General features: G+C 34.6%; 24 protein-coding genes. 14 read left to right on the forward strand and 10 right to left on the reverse strand.

Annotated elements, in window-relative coordinates; genetic code table 11:
• Nucleotides 1-94: 94 nt before the first annotated feature.
• Both FF52_RS11550 and FF52_RS11555 read right to left on the reverse strand, forming a co-directional pair.
• Entirely contained in the window at nucleotides 95-1,000 is a 906-nt protein-coding gene (locus FF52_RS11550; RefSeq protein WP_008465646.1) for an NAD(P)/FAD-dependent oxidoreductase, read from the reverse strand.
• A 10-nt stretch (nucleotides 1,001-1,010) separates the two neighbouring features.
• Entirely contained in the window at nucleotides 1,011-1,364 is a 354-nt protein-coding gene (locus FF52_RS11555) for a MerC domain-containing protein (RefSeq protein ID WP_008465648.1), read from the reverse strand.
• Nucleotides 1,365-1,457: 93 nt separating this feature from the next.
• Here FF52_RS11555 and FF52_RS11560 point away from each other — a divergent pair, with 93 nt between their 5' ends.
• The 3 genes from FF52_RS11560 (at nucleotide 1,458) to FF52_RS11570 (ending at nucleotide 4,527) form a co-directional block, all read left to right on the forward strand.
• The gene (locus tag FF52_RS11560; RefSeq protein ID WP_008465649.1) at nucleotides 1,458-1,850 is read left to right on the forward strand and encodes a Fur family transcriptional regulator; all 393 of its coding nucleotides are present in this window, start codon (nucleotides 1,458-1,460) and stop codon (nucleotides 1,848-1,850) included.
• Nucleotides 1,851-1,924: 74 nt separating this feature from the next.
• On the forward strand, nucleotides 1,925-3,793 hold the full coding sequence (locus FF52_RS11565) for an Nramp family divalent metal transporter (RefSeq protein ID WP_008465650.1): 1,869 nt from the start codon (nucleotides 1,925-1,927) through the stop codon (nucleotides 3,791-3,793).
• Between the two features lie 80 nt (nucleotides 3,794-3,873).
• On the forward strand, nucleotides 3,874-4,527 hold the full coding sequence (locus FF52_RS11570; RefSeq protein ID WP_008465651.1) for a metal-dependent transcriptional regulator: 654 nt from the start codon (nucleotides 3,874-3,876) through the stop codon (nucleotides 4,525-4,527).
• A gap of 285 nt (nucleotides 4,528-4,812) precedes the next feature.
• On the opposite strand, the gene FF52_RS11575 is transcribed toward FF52_RS11570, so the two are convergent.
• The 6 genes from FF52_RS11575 to FF52_RS11600 all read right to left on the reverse strand — a co-directional run bounded on the left by FF52_RS11575 (nucleotide 4,813) and on the right by FF52_RS11600 (nucleotide 10,353).
• A complete protein-coding gene (locus FF52_RS11575) occupies nucleotides 4,813-5,211 on the reverse strand; it encodes a hypothetical protein (RefSeq protein WP_008465652.1) in 399 nt (132 codons plus the stop codon).
• A 159-nt stretch (nucleotides 5,212-5,370) separates the two neighbouring features.
• Nucleotides 5,371-6,153, reverse strand: a complete 783-nt coding sequence (locus FF52_RS11580; protein WP_008465655.1) for an enoyl-CoA hydratase/isomerase family protein — start codon at nucleotides 6,151-6,153, stop codon at nucleotides 5,371-5,373.
• 11 nt (nucleotides 6,154-6,164) lie between these two features.
• A complete protein-coding gene (locus tag FF52_RS11585) occupies nucleotides 6,165-7,580 on the reverse strand; it encodes a sensor histidine kinase (RefSeq protein WP_008465656.1) in 1,416 nt (471 codons plus the stop codon).
• A gap of 124 nt (nucleotides 7,581-7,704) precedes the next feature.
• On the reverse strand, nucleotides 7,705-8,253 hold the full coding sequence (locus tag FF52_RS11590) for a CopD family protein (protein WP_008465657.1): 549 nt from the start codon (nucleotides 8,251-8,253) through the stop codon (nucleotides 7,705-7,707).
• 36 nt (nucleotides 8,254-8,289) lie between these two features.
• The gene (gene hemH, locus FF52_RS11595) at nucleotides 8,290-9,303 is read right to left on the reverse strand and encodes a ferrochelatase (protein WP_008465658.1); all 1,014 of its coding nucleotides are present in this window, start codon (nucleotides 9,301-9,303) and stop codon (nucleotides 8,290-8,292) included.
• Nucleotides 9,304-9,486: 183 nt separating this feature from the next.
• Nucleotides 9,487-10,353: an AraC family transcriptional regulator gene (locus tag FF52_RS11600; RefSeq protein ID WP_008465659.1), complete on the reverse strand. Its 867-nt coding sequence runs from the start codon at nucleotides 10,351-10,353 to the stop codon at nucleotides 9,487-9,489.
• Nucleotides 10,354-10,711: 358 nt separating this feature from the next.
• Between FF52_RS11600 and FF52_RS11605 the strand changes: the two genes are divergently transcribed.
• The 11 genes from FF52_RS11605 to FF52_RS11655 all read left to right on the forward strand — a co-directional run bounded on the left by FF52_RS11605 (nucleotide 10,712) and on the right by FF52_RS11655 (nucleotide 20,100).
• On the forward strand, nucleotides 10,712-11,146 hold the full coding sequence (locus tag FF52_RS11605; RefSeq protein ID WP_008465660.1) for a hypothetical protein: 435 nt from the start codon (nucleotides 10,712-10,714) through the stop codon (nucleotides 11,144-11,146).
• A gap of 16 nt (nucleotides 11,147-11,162) precedes the next feature.
• A complete protein-coding gene (locus FF52_RS11610) occupies nucleotides 11,163-11,750 on the forward strand; it encodes a hypothetical protein (protein ID WP_008465662.1) in 588 nt (195 codons plus the stop codon).
• A gap of 357 nt (nucleotides 11,751-12,107) precedes the next feature.
• Nucleotides 12,108-13,358 (forward strand): glutamyl-tRNA reductase, encoded by a 1,251-nt coding sequence (hemA, locus tag FF52_RS11615; protein ID WP_008465667.1) that lies wholly within the window; start codon nucleotides 12,108-12,110, stop codon nucleotides 13,356-13,358.
• A 120-nt stretch (nucleotides 13,359-13,478) separates the two neighbouring features.
• Nucleotides 13,479-14,402, forward strand: a complete 924-nt coding sequence (gene hemC / locus FF52_RS11620; protein WP_008465668.1) for a hydroxymethylbilane synthase — start codon at nucleotides 13,479-13,481, stop codon at nucleotides 14,400-14,402.
• The gene (locus FF52_RS11625; protein ID WP_008465670.1) at nucleotides 14,402-15,067 is read left to right on the forward strand and encodes a uroporphyrinogen-III synthase; all 666 of its coding nucleotides are present in this window, start codon (nucleotides 14,402-14,404) and stop codon (nucleotides 15,065-15,067) included. Before hemC ends, FF52_RS11625 begins: the two co-directional genes overlap by 1 nt.
• Before the next feature lie 49 nt (nucleotides 15,068-15,116).
• Nucleotides 15,117-16,142 carry a uroporphyrinogen decarboxylase gene (hemE, locus tag FF52_RS11630; RefSeq protein WP_008465672.1) on the forward strand — a complete coding sequence of 342 codons (1,026 nt, stop codon included), beginning with the start codon at nucleotides 15,117-15,119 and terminating at the stop codon, nucleotides 16,140-16,142.
• Between the two features lie 70 nt (nucleotides 16,143-16,212).
• Nucleotides 16,213-16,590, forward strand: a complete 378-nt coding sequence (locus FF52_RS11635; RefSeq protein ID WP_008465674.1) for a hypothetical protein — start codon at nucleotides 16,213-16,215, stop codon at nucleotides 16,588-16,590.
• Nucleotides 16,591-16,593: 3 nt separating this feature from the next.
• Nucleotides 16,594-17,139, forward strand: a complete 546-nt coding sequence (locus FF52_RS11640) for a GNAT family N-acetyltransferase (protein WP_008465676.1) — start codon at nucleotides 16,594-16,596, stop codon at nucleotides 17,137-17,139.
• Entirely contained in the window at nucleotides 17,136-18,041 is a 906-nt protein-coding gene (gene hemF, locus FF52_RS11645; RefSeq protein WP_008465679.1) for an oxygen-dependent coproporphyrinogen oxidase, read from the forward strand. The genes FF52_RS11640 and hemF overlap by 4 nt, the downstream gene beginning before the upstream one ends.
• 143 nt (nucleotides 18,042-18,184) lie before the next feature.
• Complete coding sequence (locus FF52_RS11650; protein WP_008465681.1) at nucleotides 18,185-19,123, forward strand: DUF4421 family protein; 939 nt, start codon at nucleotides 18,185-18,187, stop codon at nucleotides 19,121-19,123.
• 89 nt (nucleotides 19,124-19,212) lie between these two features.
• Entirely contained in the window at nucleotides 19,213-20,100 is an 888-nt protein-coding gene (locus FF52_RS11655; RefSeq protein WP_008465683.1) for a fructose bisphosphate aldolase, read from the forward strand.
• A gap of 145 nt (nucleotides 20,101-20,245) precedes the next feature.
• On the opposite strand, the gene FF52_RS11660 is transcribed toward FF52_RS11655, so the two are convergent.
• On the reverse strand, nucleotides 20,246-22,120 hold the full coding sequence (locus FF52_RS11660; RefSeq protein WP_008465685.1) for a hypothetical protein: 1,875 nt from the start codon (nucleotides 22,118-22,120) through the stop codon (nucleotides 20,246-20,248).
• Nucleotides 22,121-22,125: 5 nt separating this feature from the next.
• Complete coding sequence (locus FF52_RS11665) at nucleotides 22,126-22,758, reverse strand: hypothetical protein (protein WP_008465688.1); 633 nt, start codon at nucleotides 22,756-22,758, stop codon at nucleotides 22,126-22,128.
• Between the last annotated feature and the right edge of the window lie 30 nt (nucleotides 22,759-22,788).

The raw sequence follows: 22,788 nt of genomic DNA on the forward strand, positions 1-22,788 counted from the left end.
TTCTAGATGTTATATTTTTTTAAAACCATTTAAGTTTAAGTTTGTGCTAAATGAGCTTATATAAATTAAATGGTTTAACCGCTCTTTCTATTAACTAAAAATCTTCGTCAATAAGTTCTTTATTAATTACCGCTCCAGCGAAAGAACCAGTAGAAACAGCAATCGCCACAGATCGCATTGGAGTTGTACAATCGCCACTTGCGAAAACGCCTGGAATATTTGTTTTCTGCATCGCATCTACTTTCAGCAATCCTTGTTCGTTACTTTCACATCCCAAAGTTTCAGGAATTGAACAATGTTGTTCAAAAGGCGGTCTTGCGTAAATTGCTTTTACCTCAACTTTTTCTCCGTTCTTAAAAATGATATTTTTAATATATCCATCCTTATGATCAAAAGAATCTATTTCTTCTTCTAGAATTAAAACACCATGATTTTTAAGCGTTTGTGTTTGTTCTAAAGTTAATTCCGATTTTCCGTTGGTGCATAATCTCAAGTCCTTTGTCCAATTGGAAATCAGTTTTGCATATTCATAGCCCATTTCACCATTGGCTATAATGGCCGTTTTTTCATTTTTAACTTCATAGCCATGACAATATGGACAATGCAAAACCGAAATCCCCCAGCAGGCAGCAAAACCTTCAATTTCTGGTAGCAAGTCTTTAACTCCGGTGGCAAACAAAACTTTCCTTGAAGTAAAAACAACTCCTGATTCCGTTTCAATTTCGAAACCACTTTCTGTTTTAAGTGCTTTTACCGCAAGTCCGTTATAAAATTGAACTGTTTTATAAATGTCTACTTGCAATTTGGCTTTCGCCGAAATAACCGCTGGCTTTTCGCCATCTTGTGTAATAAAATTATGCGAGTGCGGTGTTTGCCTGTTACAAGGCAGACCGCTGTCAATGACTAAAACCTGACGTAAAGAACGTCCTAAGCTCATTGCTGCAGACAATCCGCTGTAGCTGCCTCCAATGATAATCACTTCAAAATGCTTCTGTTCCATATTTCTATTTTTAATGATTTTGATTTCTATGTAATTTGTAGTTGATTAAGTGCCCGATGATCATTCCAATCCCTCCGAAATAAATCAAATCAAGATGAATATCTAAAAGAAGTTCTGTCAAAACGCTAATCCAAATAAGTGCCATTGAAACAACTAGAATGGACGATACCAAAAGAGATGATTTTTTTATAATTTTGAGAATTGCAAATAAACCAATCGAGGCAAATAGTAAATCTATAAAAGGATTGTGACTCAGTCCTAAAGGCAGAATCGTTAAAAGAGGAAAAATCAAACAATGAACCAGACAGATGGTTGCGCTAGAAATTCCTAAAATATCGTAAAAGGATGTGCTTATTTTCTTCATTTCGTGTACATTTGCTTAATGCAATTTTGTTGCAAATATATACAATTTTATTAATTGCAACATTGTTGCGTTTAATTTTTAACTTCATAAAAAATGAAAACCACACGTAATACCGCAGCAAAAACTGCTGTTTTAGAGGTGTTTGAGAAATCTAAAACGGCTCTTTCGCACACCGAAATTCACAAACAATTAAATGATTTGTGCGACCGCGTTACCATTTACAGAATTTTAGATCGTTTGATTAATGAAGATGTTATTCATAAGATTTCGAATTTAGATGGAACGGTAAAATATGCCAAATGCAATCATTCGCATCAGCGCGTGCACATTCATAACCATGCACATTTTAGCTGCGAGAATTGTCATGAGATTACTTGTCTTGAAAATGTTAAGCCGAGTTATATTATGCCACACAATTACAAAGTGAACGAAATCAACTTTACGTTATCTGGATTATGTCCGAATTGTTTAAATTCTAACATTTAACTTTTAGACTCGTCTAAAAATATTGTTTCGCGAATATAATTTTTCTCTATATTTGTGAAAACAATACTTTTACAATGACCAAATCTTTAGAAGAAGTCCACGAATCGGTTTCTACAGAAAATAAAAAAAAGGGTTTTAGAAAAATTTTAGCCTTCTTAGGCCCTGCTTATCTTGTAAGTGTCGGCTACATGGATCCAGGAAACTGGGCAACCGATATTGCCGGCGGAAGTCAATTCGGATACACTTTAGTCTGGGTTTTATTGATGAGCAACTTAATGGCTTTGCTTTTGCAAAGTTTAAGTGCGCGCCTCGGAATCGTAACACAGCGCGATCTTGCGCAGGCCTCTCGAGAAACCTATTCCAAATACATTAACTACATTTTATATTTCTTAGCCGAAATTGCCATTGCAGCCTGCGATTTGGCAGAAGTTCTCGGAATGGCAATCGGAATTAATCTACTTTTCGGAATTCCGTTACTCGAAGCTGTTCTAATTACCGTTTTAGACACCTTTTTACTGCTTTTCCTGATCAATAAGGGAATTCGCAAGATGGAAGCCTTCATTATTGCTTTAGTGGCGATAATTGGGTTCTCTTTTATTTTCGAAATGATTTTTGCAGAACCTGAAGTGCACAAAGTTTTAGCTGGGCTTATTCCTTCGATTCCAAATTCAGCGGCTTTGTATATTGCCATCGGAATTATTGGTGCAACTGTAATGCCACACAATTTATATTTGCATTCGTCTTTAGTACAGACCAGAAAATTTGATAGAACGCCTGCTGGAATCAAACAAGCTTTAAAATACAATTTAATCGATTCGACAATTGCTTTAAATCTAGCTTTCTTTGTAAATGCGGCCATTTTAATTCTTGCCGCCGCTACTTTTCATAAAAATGGGATGTTTGAAGTTGCTGAAATTCAAGATGCGCACCAATTTCTAGAACCGCTTTTAGGAACGAAATGGGCACCGATCTTATTTGCTGTGGCCTTAATCGCTGCGGGTCAAAGTTCAACAGTCACGGGAACACTTGCCGGGCAGATTGTAATGGAAGGTTACCTTCATTTCAGAATTCAGCCTTGGGTTCGTAGAATTATAACCCGTTTGATTGCCATAATTCCTGCTGTAATCGTAATTTTAATTTATGGCGAAAGCGTAACGGGGAAATTGCTAATTCTAAGTCAGGTTATTTTGAGTTTACAATTAGGGTTTGCTATTATTCCGTTGATTCACTTTGTGAGTGACAAATCTAAAATGAAAGGTTTTCATATTTCTAGAACCACTCAGGTCGTTTCTTGGATTATTGCCTCCATAATTGTTTCTCTAAATGCCAAATTGGTTTATGACGAAATCACTTCTTGGCTAGCCAGCTCAAATCATCCGATGGTGCTTTGGTTTACGGTTGTGCCGCTAGCTTTCGGATTCTTAGCTTTATTGTTATACATCGTTTTCAAACCATTTATTGCCAAATTCAAATCAAAAGCTATAAATCATTCGCCTCATAACCTAAAACTGAAGTTTTCGCCAAGAGAAAGCAAGAGCATAAAAAACATTGCTGTCTCTGTAGATTTTTCAAGTGCCGACGAAGCGGCGCTGAATAAAGCCTTTGAATTGGGTGGCATTGACACGGAATATACCCTCATTCACATCGTAGAAACGGTAGGTGCCTTAATGTATGGAGTGCATATACATGATTACGAAACCACAATAGACGAGAAATTATTGCTGAAATACAAAGACATCCTTTCAGAAAAAGGATTCAAAATCAAAACAGAACTTGGTTTTGGAAAACCAGACAAAATAATTCCGAAAATCATAAACGATGGACAATTCGACATTCTCGTTATGGGAACCCACGGCCATACTGGACTAAAAGATATACTTTTCGGTACAACAGTAGATAAATTGAGACATAAAATTTCGATACCTTTGTTGATTGTTAAATGAAGATGCAAAGTTTCAGAGTGACAAAGTAACAAAGTTTTTAGCTTTGTCCTTTGCAACTTTGTTACCCAAAAAGAAAAAAAATGACTTTTTCAGAAGAAAACTACCTTAAATCAATCTATCATCTGACTGCTGCATTAGAAACAGAAGTCAGCACGAATGCAATTGCAGAAATTATGGAAACGAAAGCTTCCTCTGTAACCGATATGCTTAAAAAACTGGCGGAGAAAGATTTGGTGAATTATAAAAAATATCAAGGAGTTTCTTTGACTGAAAACGGAAAACTGGCTGCCAAAATGATTGTGAGAAAACATCGTTTATGGGAAGTATTCTTGGTTGAAAAATTGAATTTCAGCTGGGATGAAGTGCACGATATTGCAGAACAATTAGAACATATTAAATCGGAACAACTGATTAATCGTTTGGATGATTTTCTTGGAAATCCTACTGAAGATCCTCATGGCGACCCGATTCCCGATGCAAACGGACGAATTATTAAAATCGAAAAACAGCTTTTATCCGAACTAGAAGAAAATCAAATTGGGGTTTGTGTTGGTGTAAAAGACACTTCATCGGAGTTTTTGAAATATCTAGACAAACAAGGAATTGCTTTGGGTTCTAAAATTGAATTCCTTTCTAAAGAATCTTTTGATTTGTCAGTTAAAATTAAAGTGAATGATAGAGAATTGTCTATTTCAAACAAAATTGCTTCTAATTTGTTTGTGAAGCTAGTTTAGAGGTTATTTCGAAAAGATGCATTAAGATTTAATAGTTTTTATAATACTTCCAATAAATACACAATATTGTCATTTCGACTAAGGAGAAATTTCCACTAGAAGCTCGACAAAGATTGAATTCTCGTTACGGAGTTACTTGCGAAGATTTCTCCTTCGTCGAAATGACAATTAGCCGATAAAAATCCTTTTGCAAACGGGATTCCTAGCCCCAATAGTAGTAGAAATCCTTTTGTGGCGGGGTTCGCCACAAAAGATGGAACGGATAGCGGGATTAGCTCCTAAAAACTAAACAATCCCTTTCTCAATCATTTCTAGCATAACTGGCGAAGCATTTTTAAACGTTGGTGGCTGTTCTATAATACTTCCTGCGTTCTTTTTATTTACTTTGAAAGTAACATCATCATTTGTTGTAAACAAAAGTGCTGTGAGAAAAGGATTTTTGATGTGTGAACCTAAAATTAACAACGCTTCATCTAAAGTATGAATGCTTTCGATTTCTTCTGTTTTGTATCGAAAAGTCAACGAAATTGAGAATGTATTATCTTCGTTGAGAACCAATCTGAAATATACATTCTTAAGTTCTGTATCGCCCATGGTTTTAGCTAAAGTCAATTTAGCGAAAGTTCCGCTTTGGATGCTTTCTTTAACTCGTTCACAAAAAAGGGCAAATATTTGTTCGTACATTTTTTTTAAAAGGTGCTAAGGTTCTGAGATGCTATAAGTTTTTACAATCTTTGTCTTTTAACCGCAAAGGTCGCTAAGATTTACGCAATGTTCCCTAAGTTTTTTATTTTCTTTGTGTGCTTTGCGTAATCCCTTGCGAACTTTGCGGTTAAGAAAAAACTATTTTCCTGTAAATTCTGCTTTACGTTTTTCTAAAAAGGCTGTTGTTCCTTCTTTGAAATCTTGAGTTCCGAAACATTCTCCAAATGATTTTATTTCAGTATCAAAACCATTTTTGCCATCTTTAAAATTAGCATTGATCGCTTTTATCGCTTTTCCAATAGCAAATGGAGCATTTTTAATGATTTTCTGAGCAATTACATTCGTAAATGACAAAAGCTCTTCTTGAGGCACAACGTGATTTACTAAACCATAATCTTTTGCTTGTTCAGCAGTAATCATTGCGGCAGTCATAATCAATTCCATTGCACGGCCTTTTCCAATTAATTGTGGTAAACGTTGCGTTCCTCCGTAACCTGGAATCAATCCTAAAGTAACTTCTGGAAGTCCCATTTTTGCATTATCAGAAGCAATTCTAAAATGACAAGCCATTGCCAATTCTAGTCCGCCGCCAAGAGCAAAACCATTCACGGCAGCAATTACCGGTTTTTTAAGATTTTCAATAAAGTCAAATAAAGATTCCTGACCTTCAGCTGCTAATTGTGCGCCTTCAACGACAGTATAATTGGCGAATTCCGAAATATCTGCTCCAGCTACAAAAGCTTTTTCTCCGCTTCCGGTTAAAACAATAACACGAACATCTTCATTTTTAGCTAATAACTGGATAGCATTACTCAGATCACTAATTGTTGCTTTATTTAAGGCATTCAATTTTGCAGGTCTGTTAATTGTAATTGTAGCAACTTTTTCTTGGATTGAAATTAAGATATTTTCGTAATTCATGACGCTATATTTTATGAGTTGGTGATAGGTAGAGAAACTGTAAACGTAGTTCCTTTTCCGTAAGTTGATTCAAAGGTAATTGTTCCTTTGTAATTTTCGATAATGTTTTTGATAATTCCGAGTCCCAGTCCCATACCACTGGTTTTGGTTGTGAATTTGGGTTCGAAAATTCTTCCTATATCTTGTTTTTGGATTCCAATTCCGTTGTCTTTTACTGCGATTTCAACATTGTTCTCTCTTCTCTTTACAGATACGACTATTGATTTCTGAAACTGACTTTCTGGAATAGCCTGTGTTGCATTTTTAACCAAATTGGTAATGACACGAATCAACTGTGTACGATCCATTTTAGAAATGATTTCTTCTTCTTCTTTTTCAAAAGAAATATAATCTTCGTTGAAAATATCTAAAGCCAATTCGACAACCTCAACCACATTCAAAGTTTCATTTTGCTGAGCAGGCATCGAAGCAAAGTTAGAAAATGCCGAAGCCACAGCTGTCATAGTATCTATCTGCTGAATTAAAGTTTCGGAGTAATCATTCATTTTTTGTTTTACATCAGGCGCGGAAGGATCAAATTTTCGCTGGAAACTCTGAACGGTCAAACGCATCGGTGTAAGCGGATTTTTGATTTCGTGTGCCACTTGTTTTGCCATTTCGCGCCAAGCTTCTTCACGTTCGCTTTGCGCCAGTTTGATGGCACTTTTCTCTAGTTTATCCACCATTCCGTTATAAGCTTTGATCAAGAAATTAACTTCTTTACTGTTGGCTTCCAGAACAATTTTTTCGTTTTTCTGATCTAGATTGGTTTCTTCTAAACGATCGGAAATCGTTTTTAATGATTTTGTGATATACGTTGAAAGAAAATAAGCCAAAGCAAAAGCCACAATCAGCATAAAAGAATACACCTGACTCAAACGAATCAAGAAAGTATTCAATTCGTTATCATAATAACCGTCGTCTTCCAAATACGGAAGATTTAAAATTCCGAGCGGTTTGAATTTTTCGTCTTTAATTAAACTGTACGAAGACCTGTTTTTAACTCCGTCAATCGTTTTGATATCTACAAATCGCTTTTCAATCGAAGAGCGAACTAATTTCAAAATATATTCCGGAATTGGTGGTGGCGCTTTATCAACAGCGAAAGATTCCTTCGAAGATTTTAGTAATTTTCCGTCAAGACTATAAATATTGATTTCAATTTTGTGAATCTGAGCCAGTTCATGGATTTTATCTTTAAAGATTAAATCTAAATTCTGGGTTTTGAGCGGATAAGTAGTATTTGCAAGCACATAATTGATGTGCTCTTTTACCGCATTTTCTTTTCGTTCTAAACGTTCCTGATGGTATTCTTTGGCTTCAGTCTTAAATTGAATAATCGAAATCGAAGCCAATAAAAAAGATGCTACAACAATCAATACAATCATCGACAGGAATATCCTGGTACGAAGGGAAAGCATTGACATTTTGAAGTTTAGCATTTTTTTAGTATTCAGTCTCAGTCTCAGTCTCAGTCTCAGCAAAACTGAAAACTGTCACTGAGACTGAAAACTATTTCTTTTCTCTAATTCTTTTATAAAACCTGAACCCCAGCATAATTAAAACCGAGAATAAAATAATTCCGATTACGCCGAAAATCCAGTTGATGGCACTTTTTAAAACTACTAAAAATACAACTGCAAATAGAATAATCGTAGCGCCTTCATTCCACAAACGCATAAAATTATTGGAATATTTTACCTCATCTCTTTGTAATTGTTTAAAAATCTGATGACATTTTCCGTGATATAAATATAAAAGGAAAACGAAACATAATTTTACGTGCATCCAAGATTGTATAAGCCAAACGTGTCCTGCATTTGTAAAAAACAGCATCCAAAAAGCAAAGATACTTGCCAAAACTGCCGATGGCCATGTAATAATGTACCACAAACGATAGGCCATAATTTTGTATTGCGCCTGCAGAATTTCTTTTTCAGGAGATGGTTTTTCACTAGCTTCAATTTGGTACACAAACAAACGCACAATATAAAATAGACCTGCAAACCAAGTTATTACAAATATAAGATGTAGTGATTTTAAGTAATTATAGTACTCCATCATTAAGTCTTTTTTCTTTACTCTTTCTTCTATTTTCTATTTAGCCCAATCATTAATCCAGTTAGCAACCGTCTGGCACCATTCCTCGTCATCATTTAAACATGGAATTGCTAAGAATTCTTCTCCTCCATTTGCTTCAAAATCTTCTTTGGCACGCATGGCGATTTCCTCTAAAGTTTCTAAACAATCTGAAACGAAAGCTGGTGTTACAACTGCTAATTTCTTGATTCCTTTTGCTGGCATGTTATCGATTTCAACATCTGTGTAAGGTTCTAACCATTTATCGCCAGCTAAACGAGATTGGAAAGTTAAACTGTATTTATCTTCTGGAAGACCTAATAACTTAACGACTTGTCTTGTAGTTTCATAACATTGGTGACGGTAACAGAATTCATGTGCCGGCGATGGCGTGTTACAGCATGAACCGTCAATTTTACAATGAGATTTTGTCACATCGGTTTTACGAATGTGGCGCTCTGGGATTCCGTGATATGAAAACAATAAATGATCGTATTCAAATCCAACTAAATGTTTCTGAATAGAATCTGCTAAGTTTTTGATGTAGTCTGGTTTGTTGTAAAATGCAGGAACATCAGTGAATTTCATGTGGGGAAATTTCTTCTTGCGAATTTCTTCTGCTTTAACCAAAATAGTCAAAGTTGAAGCCATTGCATATTGCGGATATAATGGAAAAAGCAGTACATCTGTCACTCCTTTATCGCTCAATTCTTGAAGTCCTTTTTCGATTGTCATACTTCCGTAACGCATTGCAAGCGACACCGGGACATTTACTAAAGGCTGTACTTTTTTCTGCATTCTTTCTGAAAGAACCACCAATGGAGATCCTTCTTCCCACCAGATTTTTGAATAAGCATGCGCCGATTCTTCTGGCCTTTTTCTTAAAATAATCCCGCGAACTAATAATGCTCTTAATAAATACGGAACATCAATCACATATTTATCCATTAAAAATTCATCTAAGTACGGTTTTACATCTTTTGGAGTTGGACTGTCTGGAGATCCTAAGTTTACTAATAATACGCCTTTCATTATGTTTTTTTGCTTTTAAGCTTTTATTTGTTTTTAAAATTTCAGCAAAAGTAAACGCTGTACTTTATTCGAAATATGATATTTATTACTTTTTAATTATTGTAGAATATCTAAAATCAATTTCTCTCGCAGATTCGGGAGATATATCAGATTTTAATTTGTGCTAATTCGTGAAATTCGTGTTTAAACATTCGCATTAATCGACATCAAATATTTTTTTGGTGTTGTTCCGAATTTCTTTTTAAATGCGGCAATAAAGTGGCTTCCAGTGCTGTAACCAATTTTCAATCCAACTTCATTTACGTTATAAGAACCGCTATCTAAAAGTTTTCTAGCGAAATCCATTTTGTAATCAAAAAGAAAACCATAAACCGTATCGCCGTAAATTTGTTTGAAACCCATTTTTAGTTTTTTCAAATTCAGACCAATTTCGTCAGCCAATTCTTGTAACCCTGGAGGCTCTGCCATATTAGCAATTACGATTTCTTTGGCTTTTCGGATTTTCAGAACGTTTTCTTCATCAATCAAAAACGGACATTGTTCTGCATTTGGATCTTCAGTTCTATTGAAATACAAACTCAGCAACTCATATCCTTTTCCTTTATAATAAAGGTTTTTTATGGACGGATGAAGATTGTAATGAAACAGCTGACTCAAAACTATCGCCATCGACGGACTGATATTTCCTTCGTTATAATATTTTTTATCCTTATTATCTGGACTTAAAAACGTAATATAATCGGCTTCGGCAGAAAATAAGGCATGAAATTTCTTGATGGAAACAATTACCGAAATCACCCAAGAATTTGGAGCCAATTCTAAATTCAGCGGTAATTCTTTCTGAGGATTGTACAAAAGAAGTGATTTTTCTTCTTTTAGTTCCAAAGCATAATTGCCTTGATTGAATAAGAATTTGGCATTTCCTTTTATCCCGAAGTGAAACTGAATGAGTCCCGTACCTATTTCATGTTGCGCATAAAAAGGCTCTGAACTATCGTTCTGAAACCTAATTAGCGTAAAGTCATCTTCAATTTTTATTTCTTCCTCCATTTTGATTACTTATTCATGATTTTACTGAAACGATAATTTGCGTTTCCAAAATTAAATCTTTTTGATGGGTTTATCGTTTACTTGCTTCCAAATTTATAATTTCTTTATTCTTTCAAAGTCTTTTCCTTCATTTTGTGTTCAATTTTCTTCACAGGCTCCCAACATCGAAATTTGGTTTTTAAAATGGTAATTTACTGATTTTCAACTTACTTCTTGTTAAAACTAAACATAAATTATTTCTTACAGTATTTATAACTGTTCTAAATTGAAGATTTGTTACTGTTTGATAAAACCAATTATAAAAACCTCCCGTAAATGATTCTTAAAAAACTAAATCAACAAATAAATAAGAGCTTTTATGAAAATTAACAAAATAGTAAAAAAGGGACTTTGGGCAGTTGCAATAACAGGCGTGTTGTTTTTTGCCATTTTAATCTTCCACATAATTACAGCAAAACCAGCCGTTTATGAAAGTCCAAATCTTCAGGTAAGCAGAATTGATTTTAAAGAAAACATAGATTCTGCCTATGCGAAAAAGATTTGCGCAGATTTAAGATCCATAAAAGGATTAACCTCTGACTCGATTATCGTAAAAAGAAATGTAGTGGTATACTTTCACAACAATAAAATTACTAATTCAAAAAAAGTATATGACGAATTAATGAGCAAAGGAAATTACGAGGCCCAACGTTACATTTTGCCTGCTGGCTTAGCAAACAAGGAAGTTTGTCCCGTAGATCAAAATAGCTACAGCTACAAATTGTCAAAAAAAATTAATCAATTTTTTAATTAACCTTTAAATATTTATTATGAGAAATTTTTCTAAAATTACACTTGGCGCATTTATTATTGCATTGGCCTCATTAACTTCCTGCAGCAACGACGATGATAAAACTCCCGCAGAAAAACCAACTATCTATGAGAGATTAGGAGGTTCTGTTATGGTTTCTGATCCAGATAATTCAGGGCAGATGATCGAAAAGGGGCGTTTAAGCTTTCGTAAAGTTGTAAATTCTACCATAGGATTAATTGTAGCAGATATCCAGTCTAATGCTTCAGGTAATTTACAGGCTCATTTTGCTCCTCTTCTGGCAGAAACAGGAAGCACACAAGCTACCAATATTGCTAAATTATCGGATAATCTTACTGATTTCTTCTCTTTTAATACAGGAGGAAAAAATACTGTAAATACTTATTCAGGTTTAAGCATGTCGGCTGCACACGATCCTGCAAGAAACCCTAGAATGGGAACTAAATCTAGCAATGCAGATTATACAAAGTTTGTAGGCTATGTTGGTGCTGCGGCAAATGCAAACGGAGTTGCTTCTAATACAGAACTTTATACAGACATCGTAGCTGTTTTGGAGTCATTAAGAACTCCAATTGTTCAAAAATAATTTCCTTCCCAAAAAGCGCTATGTTAAATTTAATATAGCGCTTTTTATTCAATCCTATTTTACTACGAAAATAACGCCATTCAGATCGTCAAGAATTTGAAAAAATTCGTGCATCAGTTTTTGAACCCTTAGCGATATTTTTTTTCAAGCAAATTTTATCCATTTGCCTACATTTATTTAGAATGACTCTAAACAAAACATTTCAAACGACTTGATTTTGCTATAAAAGTGCTGATTTCTAAATAAAAAGACAAGTTTAGAATCAAAAAAACATACAGCGACATAAAAAGTACTTTTAGCGTTATTTTTATCGATGGTATAGTAATAATTTTGTTGCACTTTTATGAAAGTGAATTTATGGAAAACAATAACGTACCGAAACACCTTTATTTTTACTCAGTTGGTCTGAGTTATAAAAAAGCTGATGCTGAGGTCAGAGGTCAATTTAGTTTGGATGCCGTTGCAAAGACTCGATTGCTGGAACAAGCTAAAAACGAAGGAATAGAAAGTTTAATAGTTACTTCAACTTGCAACAGAACCGAAATCTACGGTTTTGCTGAACATCCATTTCAATTAATAAAACTTATCTGCGACAACAGCAATGGTTCTGTTGATGCTTTTCAAAAAGTAGGTTTCGTTTATAAAAATCAAGAAGCGATTAATCATATCTTTCGTGTTGGAACTGGTTTAGACAGCCAGATTTTAGGCGATTTCGAAATTATATCTCAAATAAAAACCAGTTTTACGCATTCAAAATCTATGGGATTAGCCAATGCTTTTATGGAAAGGCTGGTTAATGCAGTTATTCAGGCGAGCAAGAGAATCAAAACAGAAACAGAAATTAGCTCTGGCGCTACTTCCGTATCTTTTGCTTCTGTACAATATATTTTAAAGAATGTTGAAGATATCAGCAATAAAAACATTTTACTTTTCGGAACTGGAAAAATTGGAAGAAATACTTGCGAGAATTTAGTAAAACATACTAAAAATGAGCACATCACTTTAATTAACAGAACGAAAGATAAAGCAGAGAAATTAGCAGGAAAATTAAATTTGATTGTTAAAGATTACTCTGAGTTACATTTAGAACTTCAAAAAGCCGATGTTGTCGTTGTTGCTACAGGCGCTCAAAATCCAACGGTTGACAAAGCCATTCTGAATCTTAAAAAACCTTTATTGATTTTGGATTTGTCTATTCCAAAAAACGTGAATGAAAACGTAGAAGAATTAGAAGGCGTTACTTTGATCCATATGGATTATTTGTCTCAATTGACAGATGAAACTCTAGAAAACAGAAAATTACACATTCCGGCGGCTGAAGCGATCATCGAAGAAATCAAAGAAGAATTTGTTACTTGGATGAAAGGAAGAAAATTTGCTCCAACAATTAATGCATTAAAAGAAAAATTAAATGCGATTAAAGTTTCGGAATTAGATTTTCAAAGCAAAAAAATCGCCGATTTTAATGAAGCGCAAGCCGAAATCATCAGTAATAGAATCATCCAGAAAATCACTACTCATTTTGCAAATCATTTAAAAGACGACGATACGATGGTCGATGAAAGCATCGAATGGATCGAAAAAGTCTTCAAAATAAAAGCATCTTAAAACAAAATTTTAAACCTTATAAGCTATATAAGTTCATTTAATTGCAACTCTTAATTGTTGTCTTTAAGTTCAAACTGCTTAAATTGCCTTATATAACTTATATGGTTCAAAAAACAAAACATGGCAGAAAAAACAATCAGAATAGGAACGCGTGACAGCGAATTAGCACTTTGGCAAGCGCATACTGTAGAAAAAAAACTAAACGATTTAGGTTATAAAACCTCAATTGTTGCGGTAAAATCTCAGGGAGATATTATTCTTGATAAGCCACTTTACGAATTAGGAATCACTGGAATTTTCACAAAAACCTTAGACATTGCCATGATCAATGGCGATATTGACATTGCTGTGCATTCTATGAAAGATGTCCCAACGGCTTTGCCAAAAGGTATCGTTCAAGGTGCCGTTTTACCAAGAGCCAATGTCTTGGATATTTTAGTTCATAAAGGAAATCCTGATTTTGCAAATCCAAGTACTATTGCGACCGGAAGTCTTAGACGTCAGGCACAATGGTTCAATAAGTATCCAAATCATACAGTAGTTGATTTACGCGGGAACGTGAATACGCGCATGCAAAAACTACAAGATAATAATTGGGATGGAGCTGTTTTTGCCGCTGCAGGTTTGGAGCGCATCAACTTAAAACCTGAAAATTACATCAATCTAGATTGGATGATTCCGGCGCCAGCTCAAGGCGCAATGCTAGTTGTGGCAATGGAAAATGACAATTATACATTGGATGCACTATCGCAATTAAATGACATAGAAACTGAAATCTGTACTCATATCGAACGTCAGTTTTTAAGAACACTTGAAGGCGGATGTACTGCGCCAATTGGGGCGTTAGTAAAATATAATGAAGATGAAGATACACTACATTTTCAAGGTGTTTTACTTTCTATCGATGGAAAACAGAAAATTGAAATCGACAAAACGGTAGATATTTCAGAATGGAAAAAACTAGGTTTCAATTCGGCTCAGGAGATTTTGAATAATGGAGGAACGGAATTAATGCAGAAAATCAAAGAATCTCTAAAGAAATAATGGCAAATACAATTCAGATACTATCTACTAAAATATTATCTCCTCTTTATAAACAAGAGCTCATGAAATATGGCGTCGAGTTAGTCGAAGCCGATTTCATCAAAACTGAAAACAAACCTTTCGAATTAAAAGACCTCAACGAGAGCCTTATTTTTACAAGCCAAAACGCCGTTCACAGCGTTTTATCTGATCCAAAATCAGAAGAACTGAAAAAGAAAAATGTGTATTGCGTTGGACTTAAAACCAAAAGTCTTTTAGAAGAAAACGGCTTCAATGTTGTTGCCTACACAGGTTATGCTTCCGATTTAGCAGAAATTATCACTTTGATTTACGGAAATGAGAGTTATACCTTTTTCAGTGGCAATTTAAGAAGAGACACTTTGCCAGAAGCTTTAAAAGAAAACGGAATTAAATTCAATGAAATTCAGGTTTACGAAACAACGCTTCAACCTCAGAAAATAAAAGCAAATCCTGAAGCGATTTTGTTTTTTAGTCCGTCTGGAGTTAAAAGTTATCTGAAACATAATACAATAAATAAGCAAATCTGTTTCTGCATCGGTGATACGACTGCAGAAGCTTTATCAAAAATCACTAAAAATATTATCATTGCAGATCAGCCGACAATCGAGGACGTGATCGAAGATGTAATTCACGAATACAAATAAAAACTTTGCAACTTTGTCACTTTACGACTTTGCGCCTAAAATAAAAAACATGTTAAAAAACGACCTATTTTTAAGAGCATTAAAAGGAGAAACAGTTCAACGCCCACCAGTATGGATGATGCGTCAGGCAGGAAGATATCTACCAGAATTTAGAGAACTTCGTGATAAGTATGATTTCTTTACACGTTGCGAAACTCCAGAATTAGCTGCTGAAATTACAGTGCAGCCAATTCGTCGAATTGCTCCAGATGCTGCTATATTATTTTCGGATATTTTGGTAGTACCACGCGCAATGGGAATTCATGTTGAATTGAAAGATAATTTGGGTCCGATTATTCCAAATCCGATTCGTACAATGGAACAAGTAAATCAGGTTTTTGTTCCAGATGTAAATGAAACTTTAGGTTACGTTTTTGACGCTGTAAAATTGACTAAAGAAATGCTGAACGATGAAGTGCCATTAATTGGTTTCGCAGGTTCACCTTGGACAATTTTCTGCTATGCTGTTGAAGGAAAAGGTTCTAAAAGTTTTGACACTGCAAAAGGATTTTGTTTTTCAAACCCAGTTGCTGCGCATACTTTATTACAAAAAATCACAGATACAACTATTTTATACTTAAAAGAAAAAGTAAAATCGGGTGTAAATGCCGTTCAGATTTTTGATTCTTGGGGAGGAATGCTTTCTCCTGCTGATTATCAGGAATTTTCATGGAAATATATTAACCAAATTGTTGACGCTCTAGCGGATATTACTCCAGTTATTGTTTTCGGAAAAGGATGCTGGTTTGCTCTTGGCGAAATGGGCAAAAGCCGTGCTTCTGCATTAGGTGTTGATTGGACTTGTACGGCTAGAAATGCACGTTATTTATCTGGCGGAAACATCACTTTACAAGGAAATTTTGATCCGTCAAGATTGCTTTCTCCAATTCCAACTATCAAGAAAATGGTTCACGAAATGATCGACGAGTTCGGAAAAGATAAATATATCGTAAATTTAGGTCACGGAATTTTACCTAATATCCCCGTAGACCACGCAAAAGCGTTTATTGACGCTGTGAAGGAATACGGGCAATAGTAGTTGATGGTTGATGGTTAAGCGTCAAATACCATCAACCAAAAACCATCAACCACCAACTTAAAAAAACATGCTCAACAAAGGTTTACGAGACGAAGAAAAAATAAGAATTGATAACGTTCTTAAAACGTTACGAACGCTTGTTTTTGTACCCTATCCTTTGAATGACTTACAAAAATCAGATCTTGAAAAGCAACTGAAGGAATTTGGATTGAACTTTGAAAGTTTGATTGACTATTCTAATGAAGATTTGACCACATTATTGATGCGACTTCATTTTGATTGGGATCAATTGGAACAATTTGCTGATGTTTTGGTGGAACTTTCAAAAGACAAAAATTATGATTTTGAAAATAAAGCTTTAGCTGTCTATCAATATATTCAAGCCGAAAGTAAAGCTTTCTCTTTTGGAATACATTCGAAAATTTCATCTCTTAAAAACAAATAAAGAATGAGTTTTACAGATTGGAAAACAGACCGAATTGAAAACATTCTTCCTGAGGAGTTTTACAAACTAATCGATAAGAATAAAAATCACATTGGAAAAACATTTCCTGTTACTCTTGCCAATTCAGACTCAGCAGAAAAAGCAGAAGATTTTATCTCGGTTAGTAAAGACAGAGAAAAAAACAGCGAAGGTTTTCATTTTTATGCCCGAGATATTAAAACCAACAATTTAATTGGTTATTTATGTGTAAAAACCATCGATTATCGCGTTTCAAAATGTGAATTTGGTTATTTTATTGATGAAGATTACCAAGGAAAAGGAATTACTTCAAAAATGGTTTCTAATGCGCTTGATTTTTGTTTCAACGAATTGAACCTTAATAAAGTTTTTATTTGCACTTCAGAAATCAATCTCGCAAGCCAGCGAATTGCATTAAAACATAATTTTAAACAAGAAGGAATTTTAAGGGACGAATTTAGAAATGGTGACGGCACTTTGCAAAACTCTGTTTACTTCGGACTTCTTAAATCAGAATACATTAAATCATGAAAGATAAATTTTACGCATACATACAAAATTTACAAGACCAAATCTGCGCTGGATTAGAAGCTGTTGACGGAACCGCAAAATTCCGTGAAGATCTATGGAAACGTCCAGAGGGTGGCGGCGGAAGAACTCGCGTTATTGAAAACGGTGCGGTTTTCGAAAAAGGCGGTGTAAACATTTCTGCCGTTCACGGAAAACTTCCAGAGACGATGCAGAAAATGTTTGGCGTGGGCGAAGCCGATTTCTTTGCCTGCGGATTGAGTTTAGTTATTCACCCGAAAAGCCCAATGGTTCCTACCGTGCACGCCAATTGGCGATATTTTGAAATGTATGATGAATCTGGAAATGTAATCAATCAATGGTTCGGTGGCGGACAAGATTTAACGCCTTATTATTTGTTTGAAGAAGATGCAAAACACTTTCATCAAACATGCAAAACAGCTTGCGATAAACACAATCCCGAATTTTATCCAAAATATAAAAAACAATGCGATGCCTATTTCTGGAATGCGCATAGAAATGAAGCACGTGGACTTGGCGGTTTGTTTTTTGATTATTGCAAAGCAAACGAACAAATATCTATGGAAAATTGGTACGATTTTGTAACCGAAGTAGGAAATAGTTTCCTAGAAGCTTATGTGCCAATTGTAGAAAGAAGAAAAAACCTTTCTTATACTCCTGAACAAAGAACCTGGCAAGAAATCCGTCGTGGCCGTTATGTTGAATTCAATTTGGTTCATGATAAAGGCACTTTATTCGGATTAAAAACCAATGGAAGAATCGAGAGTATTTTAATGAGTTTGCCTCCGCACGTACAATGGGTTTATGACCATCATCCAGAACCAGGAAGCGAAGAAGAAAAATTGATTACTATATTGGCAAATCCTCGCGAGTGGATTTCGTAACCTAAAATTTAATTAACACATAGAAACATAGATTTAAAGACCTATCTTAGAGGTGATTTTAGAAAATTGTATTTTTTCACATAGCTAAATGTGTGGATTATTTAAATTAAACGTCTTTTCAAATTATCTAAAACTATGTTTCTATGCGTTTAGCACTAATTTACGCCACATTCTTTATCAGCATTTTTGAATGTTTCGCCCAAAATGACTCATTGCGAAATCCTTATTTCAAATCATATAATGATAAAATTACTGCCAGCTTTTATTATTTAGACACTTCCAATAGTTTTCAGATTGCTTCAGACAATACAGATCCAAAAATATACGTTAATCTAATTCCGAATCGTAGAGAACAGATTGGCTTCAATCTAAACTATAAAATTATAGACATTGGTTTTGGTTTTGCGCCTAAATTCCTAAGTCAGAATAAAGGCGATTCCCATTCTAAGCACTTTAATTTCAACACCCGTTTTTACTTAAAAAAATGGATGCAGTCGTTCACTTTTATCAACCAAAAAGGATTTTATATTAGCGACGACAATATAACTGCACAGCTACCACACATGCGCACTACAAAAATTGGCGGATCGACCTCTTATGTTTTGAATGATAAGTTTTCCTTTAAAACATTGGTAAGCCAAAACGAATGGCAGACGAAAAGTTCTGGCAGTTTCATCCCGTCTTTTTCTTTCTATTATACCAATCTTGATTTAAATACTCCAGACTCATCTCATAGCGATATCTATGTATTTACATTGGCTCCTTCCTATTTTTACAATTTTGTAATCAGCAATCGGGTTCTAATTGGAGCTGGACTTGCTTTGGGTGCTGGAATAAATGATATTGATGGCGATACCTCAGCATTGTATCAAGCCGATTTCAATTTAAAGCTTGCATACAATAATGACCGTTTTTTTGGTTTTGCAAGTCTCAACACAATTAGTTTTGCACAAGACGAGAAAGTCGATCCAAGGCTGAATGATAACATCGCTACTGTAAAGCTCTCTGTCGGTTACCGATTTGATCCTCCAAAAAAAGTAAAAGAAGTTTACGATAAGGTTAATGAAAAGATAGGTCTTTGAGAATTCTCTAATCTCATAATCAATAAGTTCCAAAAATTGCTTAAATTACATGGATTTATAAAAAACTAAAATTCATTATTATGGCAAATGTGAACCAGGAACAATTAAATCTCATGCATTCTGGCAAAGGATTTATCGCCGCCTTAGACCAAAGCGGCGGAAGCACACCAAAAGCATTGGCACAATATGGTGTACAAGAAAATCAATATTCAAATGACGAAGAAATGTACACTCTTGTGCATGAAATGAGAACTAGAATTATTAAAAGTCCAGCTTTTGACAGCCAATATATTCTCGGTGCTATTTTGTTTGAAAACACAATGGATCGTAAAATCGATGGACAATGGACAGCCGATTATTTATGGGATAAAAAACATATTATTCCTTTTCTGAAAGTAGATAAAGGGCTTGCAGATCTTGCAAATGGCGTACAATTAATGAAACCCATTTCTGGTTTAGACGAATTGCTAGATCGTGCTGTAGAACGAAACATTTTTGGAACTAAAATGCGTTCTGTAATTAAAGAAGCCAATCCAGAAGGAATACAAGATGTCGTTGCCCAGCAATTTGAAGTTGGAAAACAAATTTTCAGCAAAGGTTTAATTCCAATTATAGAACCTGAAGTTGATATTTATAGTCCTGATAAAGAAAAATCGGAGCAGATTCTGAAAGAAGAAATTCAAAAACAACTGAATCTATTGGATAAAGATATAAAAGTAATGCTGAAACTTTCGATTCCGACTGTCAACGATTTTTACAAAGATCTTATTTCAGATCCGCATGTGGTTCGTGTCGTAGCCCTTTCTGGCGGATATTCTCGCGAAGAAGCAAATCAAAAACTCTCACAAAACCACGGACTGATTGCCAGTTTTTCAAGAGCATTGTCTGAGGGACTTACTGCCGGTCAATCGGATCAAGATTTTAATGCTGAATTACAAGAAACTATCAAAGGCATTTATCAGGCTTCAATTACTTAGCAAACTGAAATAACCAAACGTTCCTACGGAACGTAAATAAATGGTACCGTCAATTTTTTCTACCGACGAAACATTCCTACGGAATGAATTATTTTTAAATAAAAAAATCCCTGAGACGTTCTTGTTCAGGGATTTTTCTTTTCAATTATTTCGAAGTCATTTCTTCGGCTAAATCTAAAGTCTGCAAAATGATGTTTTTATCAGACTTAAAAGAGTTTAGTTTAAAAACGAATTTCAGTTTATTGTCAATTAACTTTTTAGGTGATTCTATCGATACATCCGAAAATTGGGATGAAATTTTAGTCATTCGATCCAATTCAGAATCTTTTGCTTTTTTACCGAATGTTTTCACCGTTTGCGCAATATCCAATTTTCCAGAAATGTAATTTTTGCTCAAATCTTTCTTTGTGTCTTTAGCAAAAGATCCTTTTCCTGAACCAAAATAATCTTTTGTATTAGCAACAACTACTACATCTTTTTCCTTCATGATAAAAATATCGCCATATTCTTGAGTGCCAACTACAGTGTATGAATTCCCATTTGGAATCAACACTTTTTTACGAACTCCCAATTGCAATAATTTATCTCCAAAAGTTGGATGCGTAGAAGTAAAAATCACAGAAAACAGCGGAATATCCTTTTTCACTTTTTCTTCGGTTATTTTTTCTTCATAATTCTCATCATAATCATACTTTTTGGTCATAACCTCAACTTCTTTCGTATCGTATAAAAAAGCGCTTAAATCGCCATCAAAAAGCTTTGCTGTGGCTTCTTCATCAACGATTGTCGAAATCAGATCTGTGATAAGTGTAATATCTTCTTTAGCAAATTTTGGATTTTGAAATAATTCAGTCATTAACGATGGAAAATTTTCAAGTGCCGCTTTTGTATTGGCGTGATACGAAACGTAACCTAAAGGTTTTTCCGAAGGGAAATAATTAAAGATGTTTTTGTTGATTTTTCTATCGCTTATTTTGCTTACAACACTGGCAATCTCCGCAGCATATTCAACTACTTCTTCAATTCGGGCATTATCATTATCAAAATAAAAATCCAAATTGATGCCTTTTATAAAATTTCCAAAGTTCTTCTGCATTGGCAAGTATTTATCATAACCTCCAAATAGTGCCAAAGGATAATTATACAACGAATAAAAACTCGACATGAATCCGCCATAATTTACCCAAGACGAAATATCTGCCGAAGCATTAATTTTCGAAAAACTTGGCGCAGTAAAACCATTTTCAAATAAACCTTTTATAATTTCTCTTTGCTGTTCTGCTAGTTTTTTATCAAATTCTGCCTGCTCTGCGGTATATTCTTCATACGGATTTCCATCATACAGATAATCTTGTTCTACCGTTTCTGCTGATCCAGCTGGTACATCAGCTACCATTGGTTCATCACGCATCACAGAAGATTCTGCTATTTTTGGCGGATTTGGCGCTTGTGGAACGTCATACACTTGCGGTGCCTCTACTGCAGTTTCTTCATACGTTTCTGTTGCCACAATCGGATCGTTTAAAATTGGAGGTCCTCCAGGAGAATCATAAAACTTAGTAGGAAGTCTTTTTGTTAATTCGAATACGACCAAATAATTGTCATTCCATACAAATGATCTTTTAACGCCACTTGGTGTAAAAACAGCATATTTTCCAAATTCTTCAATTGTACTATTTTTTCCATTTGCACCTTGCTTTTCAATCAGATATTGTGTTACTGCTTCTTTGTTTTTTATCGGAATAGTAACCTGATAAAATGGAACGCTATCTAAAAAATTCCCATGAATGGTAATTTTTTGATCTAACTGAATTATCGAAGTATATTGGCGAAGATCAAAATCAGGTTTTTTGCTAATGTATTTCGTCAATATCGGATGATTCAGTACTTCGTTTATACTGACTTTTTTAGAAAGCTGATTTCCGTTAAACTGTACAAAATAGTCGTATTTGTCTGGACTGTCTTGTCCAAAAGTAAAATACGTGGCAAATAGAAAAATTAGAGTATAAAATTGCTTCATAAAAATTAAGGCGTTAATTGGATAGTATTGTTCATTAAGGTCGATTTCTTAAATACGCTGTACATACTTTGTTTTAAAAAAACCGTTTTTTTATTTTTTGAAATTTTGCTGTTTGCATTGTCTACAGCCATAATATCTTTATCGAAAGTGTAGATAGAAATAATGCTTGCTTCTTCTAGATCTTTCTTTTTCTTTGGGTCGTTAACCACTTTTTCGGGAACTGGATATGATGCAATTCTTTCGAAAGTTTTGCTGCTTCCGCTAAAGTGAATCTGGTCGCGCTGATTGTTTATCGTATTTACAACAGCATTTAATGCTTTCAGATTCGCATAATTGAGTTTGATAATGAAGACGTAATTCTGAAAATCCGTTTTGGTAGTTACATTCGAAATCCCGTCAATTTTTACAGCTTTCGATTTAAAATCTTCTAGTTTCTGAGTAATTTCTTGTTCATTCGGAATTTTTACGCCATCGACTTCTTCTAGCCAAATGGCAGATTTGGTTTTGAACCAAGATTTCGAAAAGTCGATCATCAGCGTATATTCACCACTTTGATCGTCGTGATGTTTGATTCTTTCTGTAATCTCAAAACAGCTTGTTAAGAGCAAACAGCAAAATAAAGCGAGAATTTTCTTCATTTTACAAATTTAGATGGAATATTCTGAATA

Origin of the sequence: Flavobacterium sp. F52, from assembly GCF_000278705.1 — a bacterium.
Taxonomy (GTDB): domain Bacteria; phylum Bacteroidota; class Bacteroidia; order Flavobacteriales; family Flavobacteriaceae; genus Flavobacterium; species Flavobacterium anhuiense.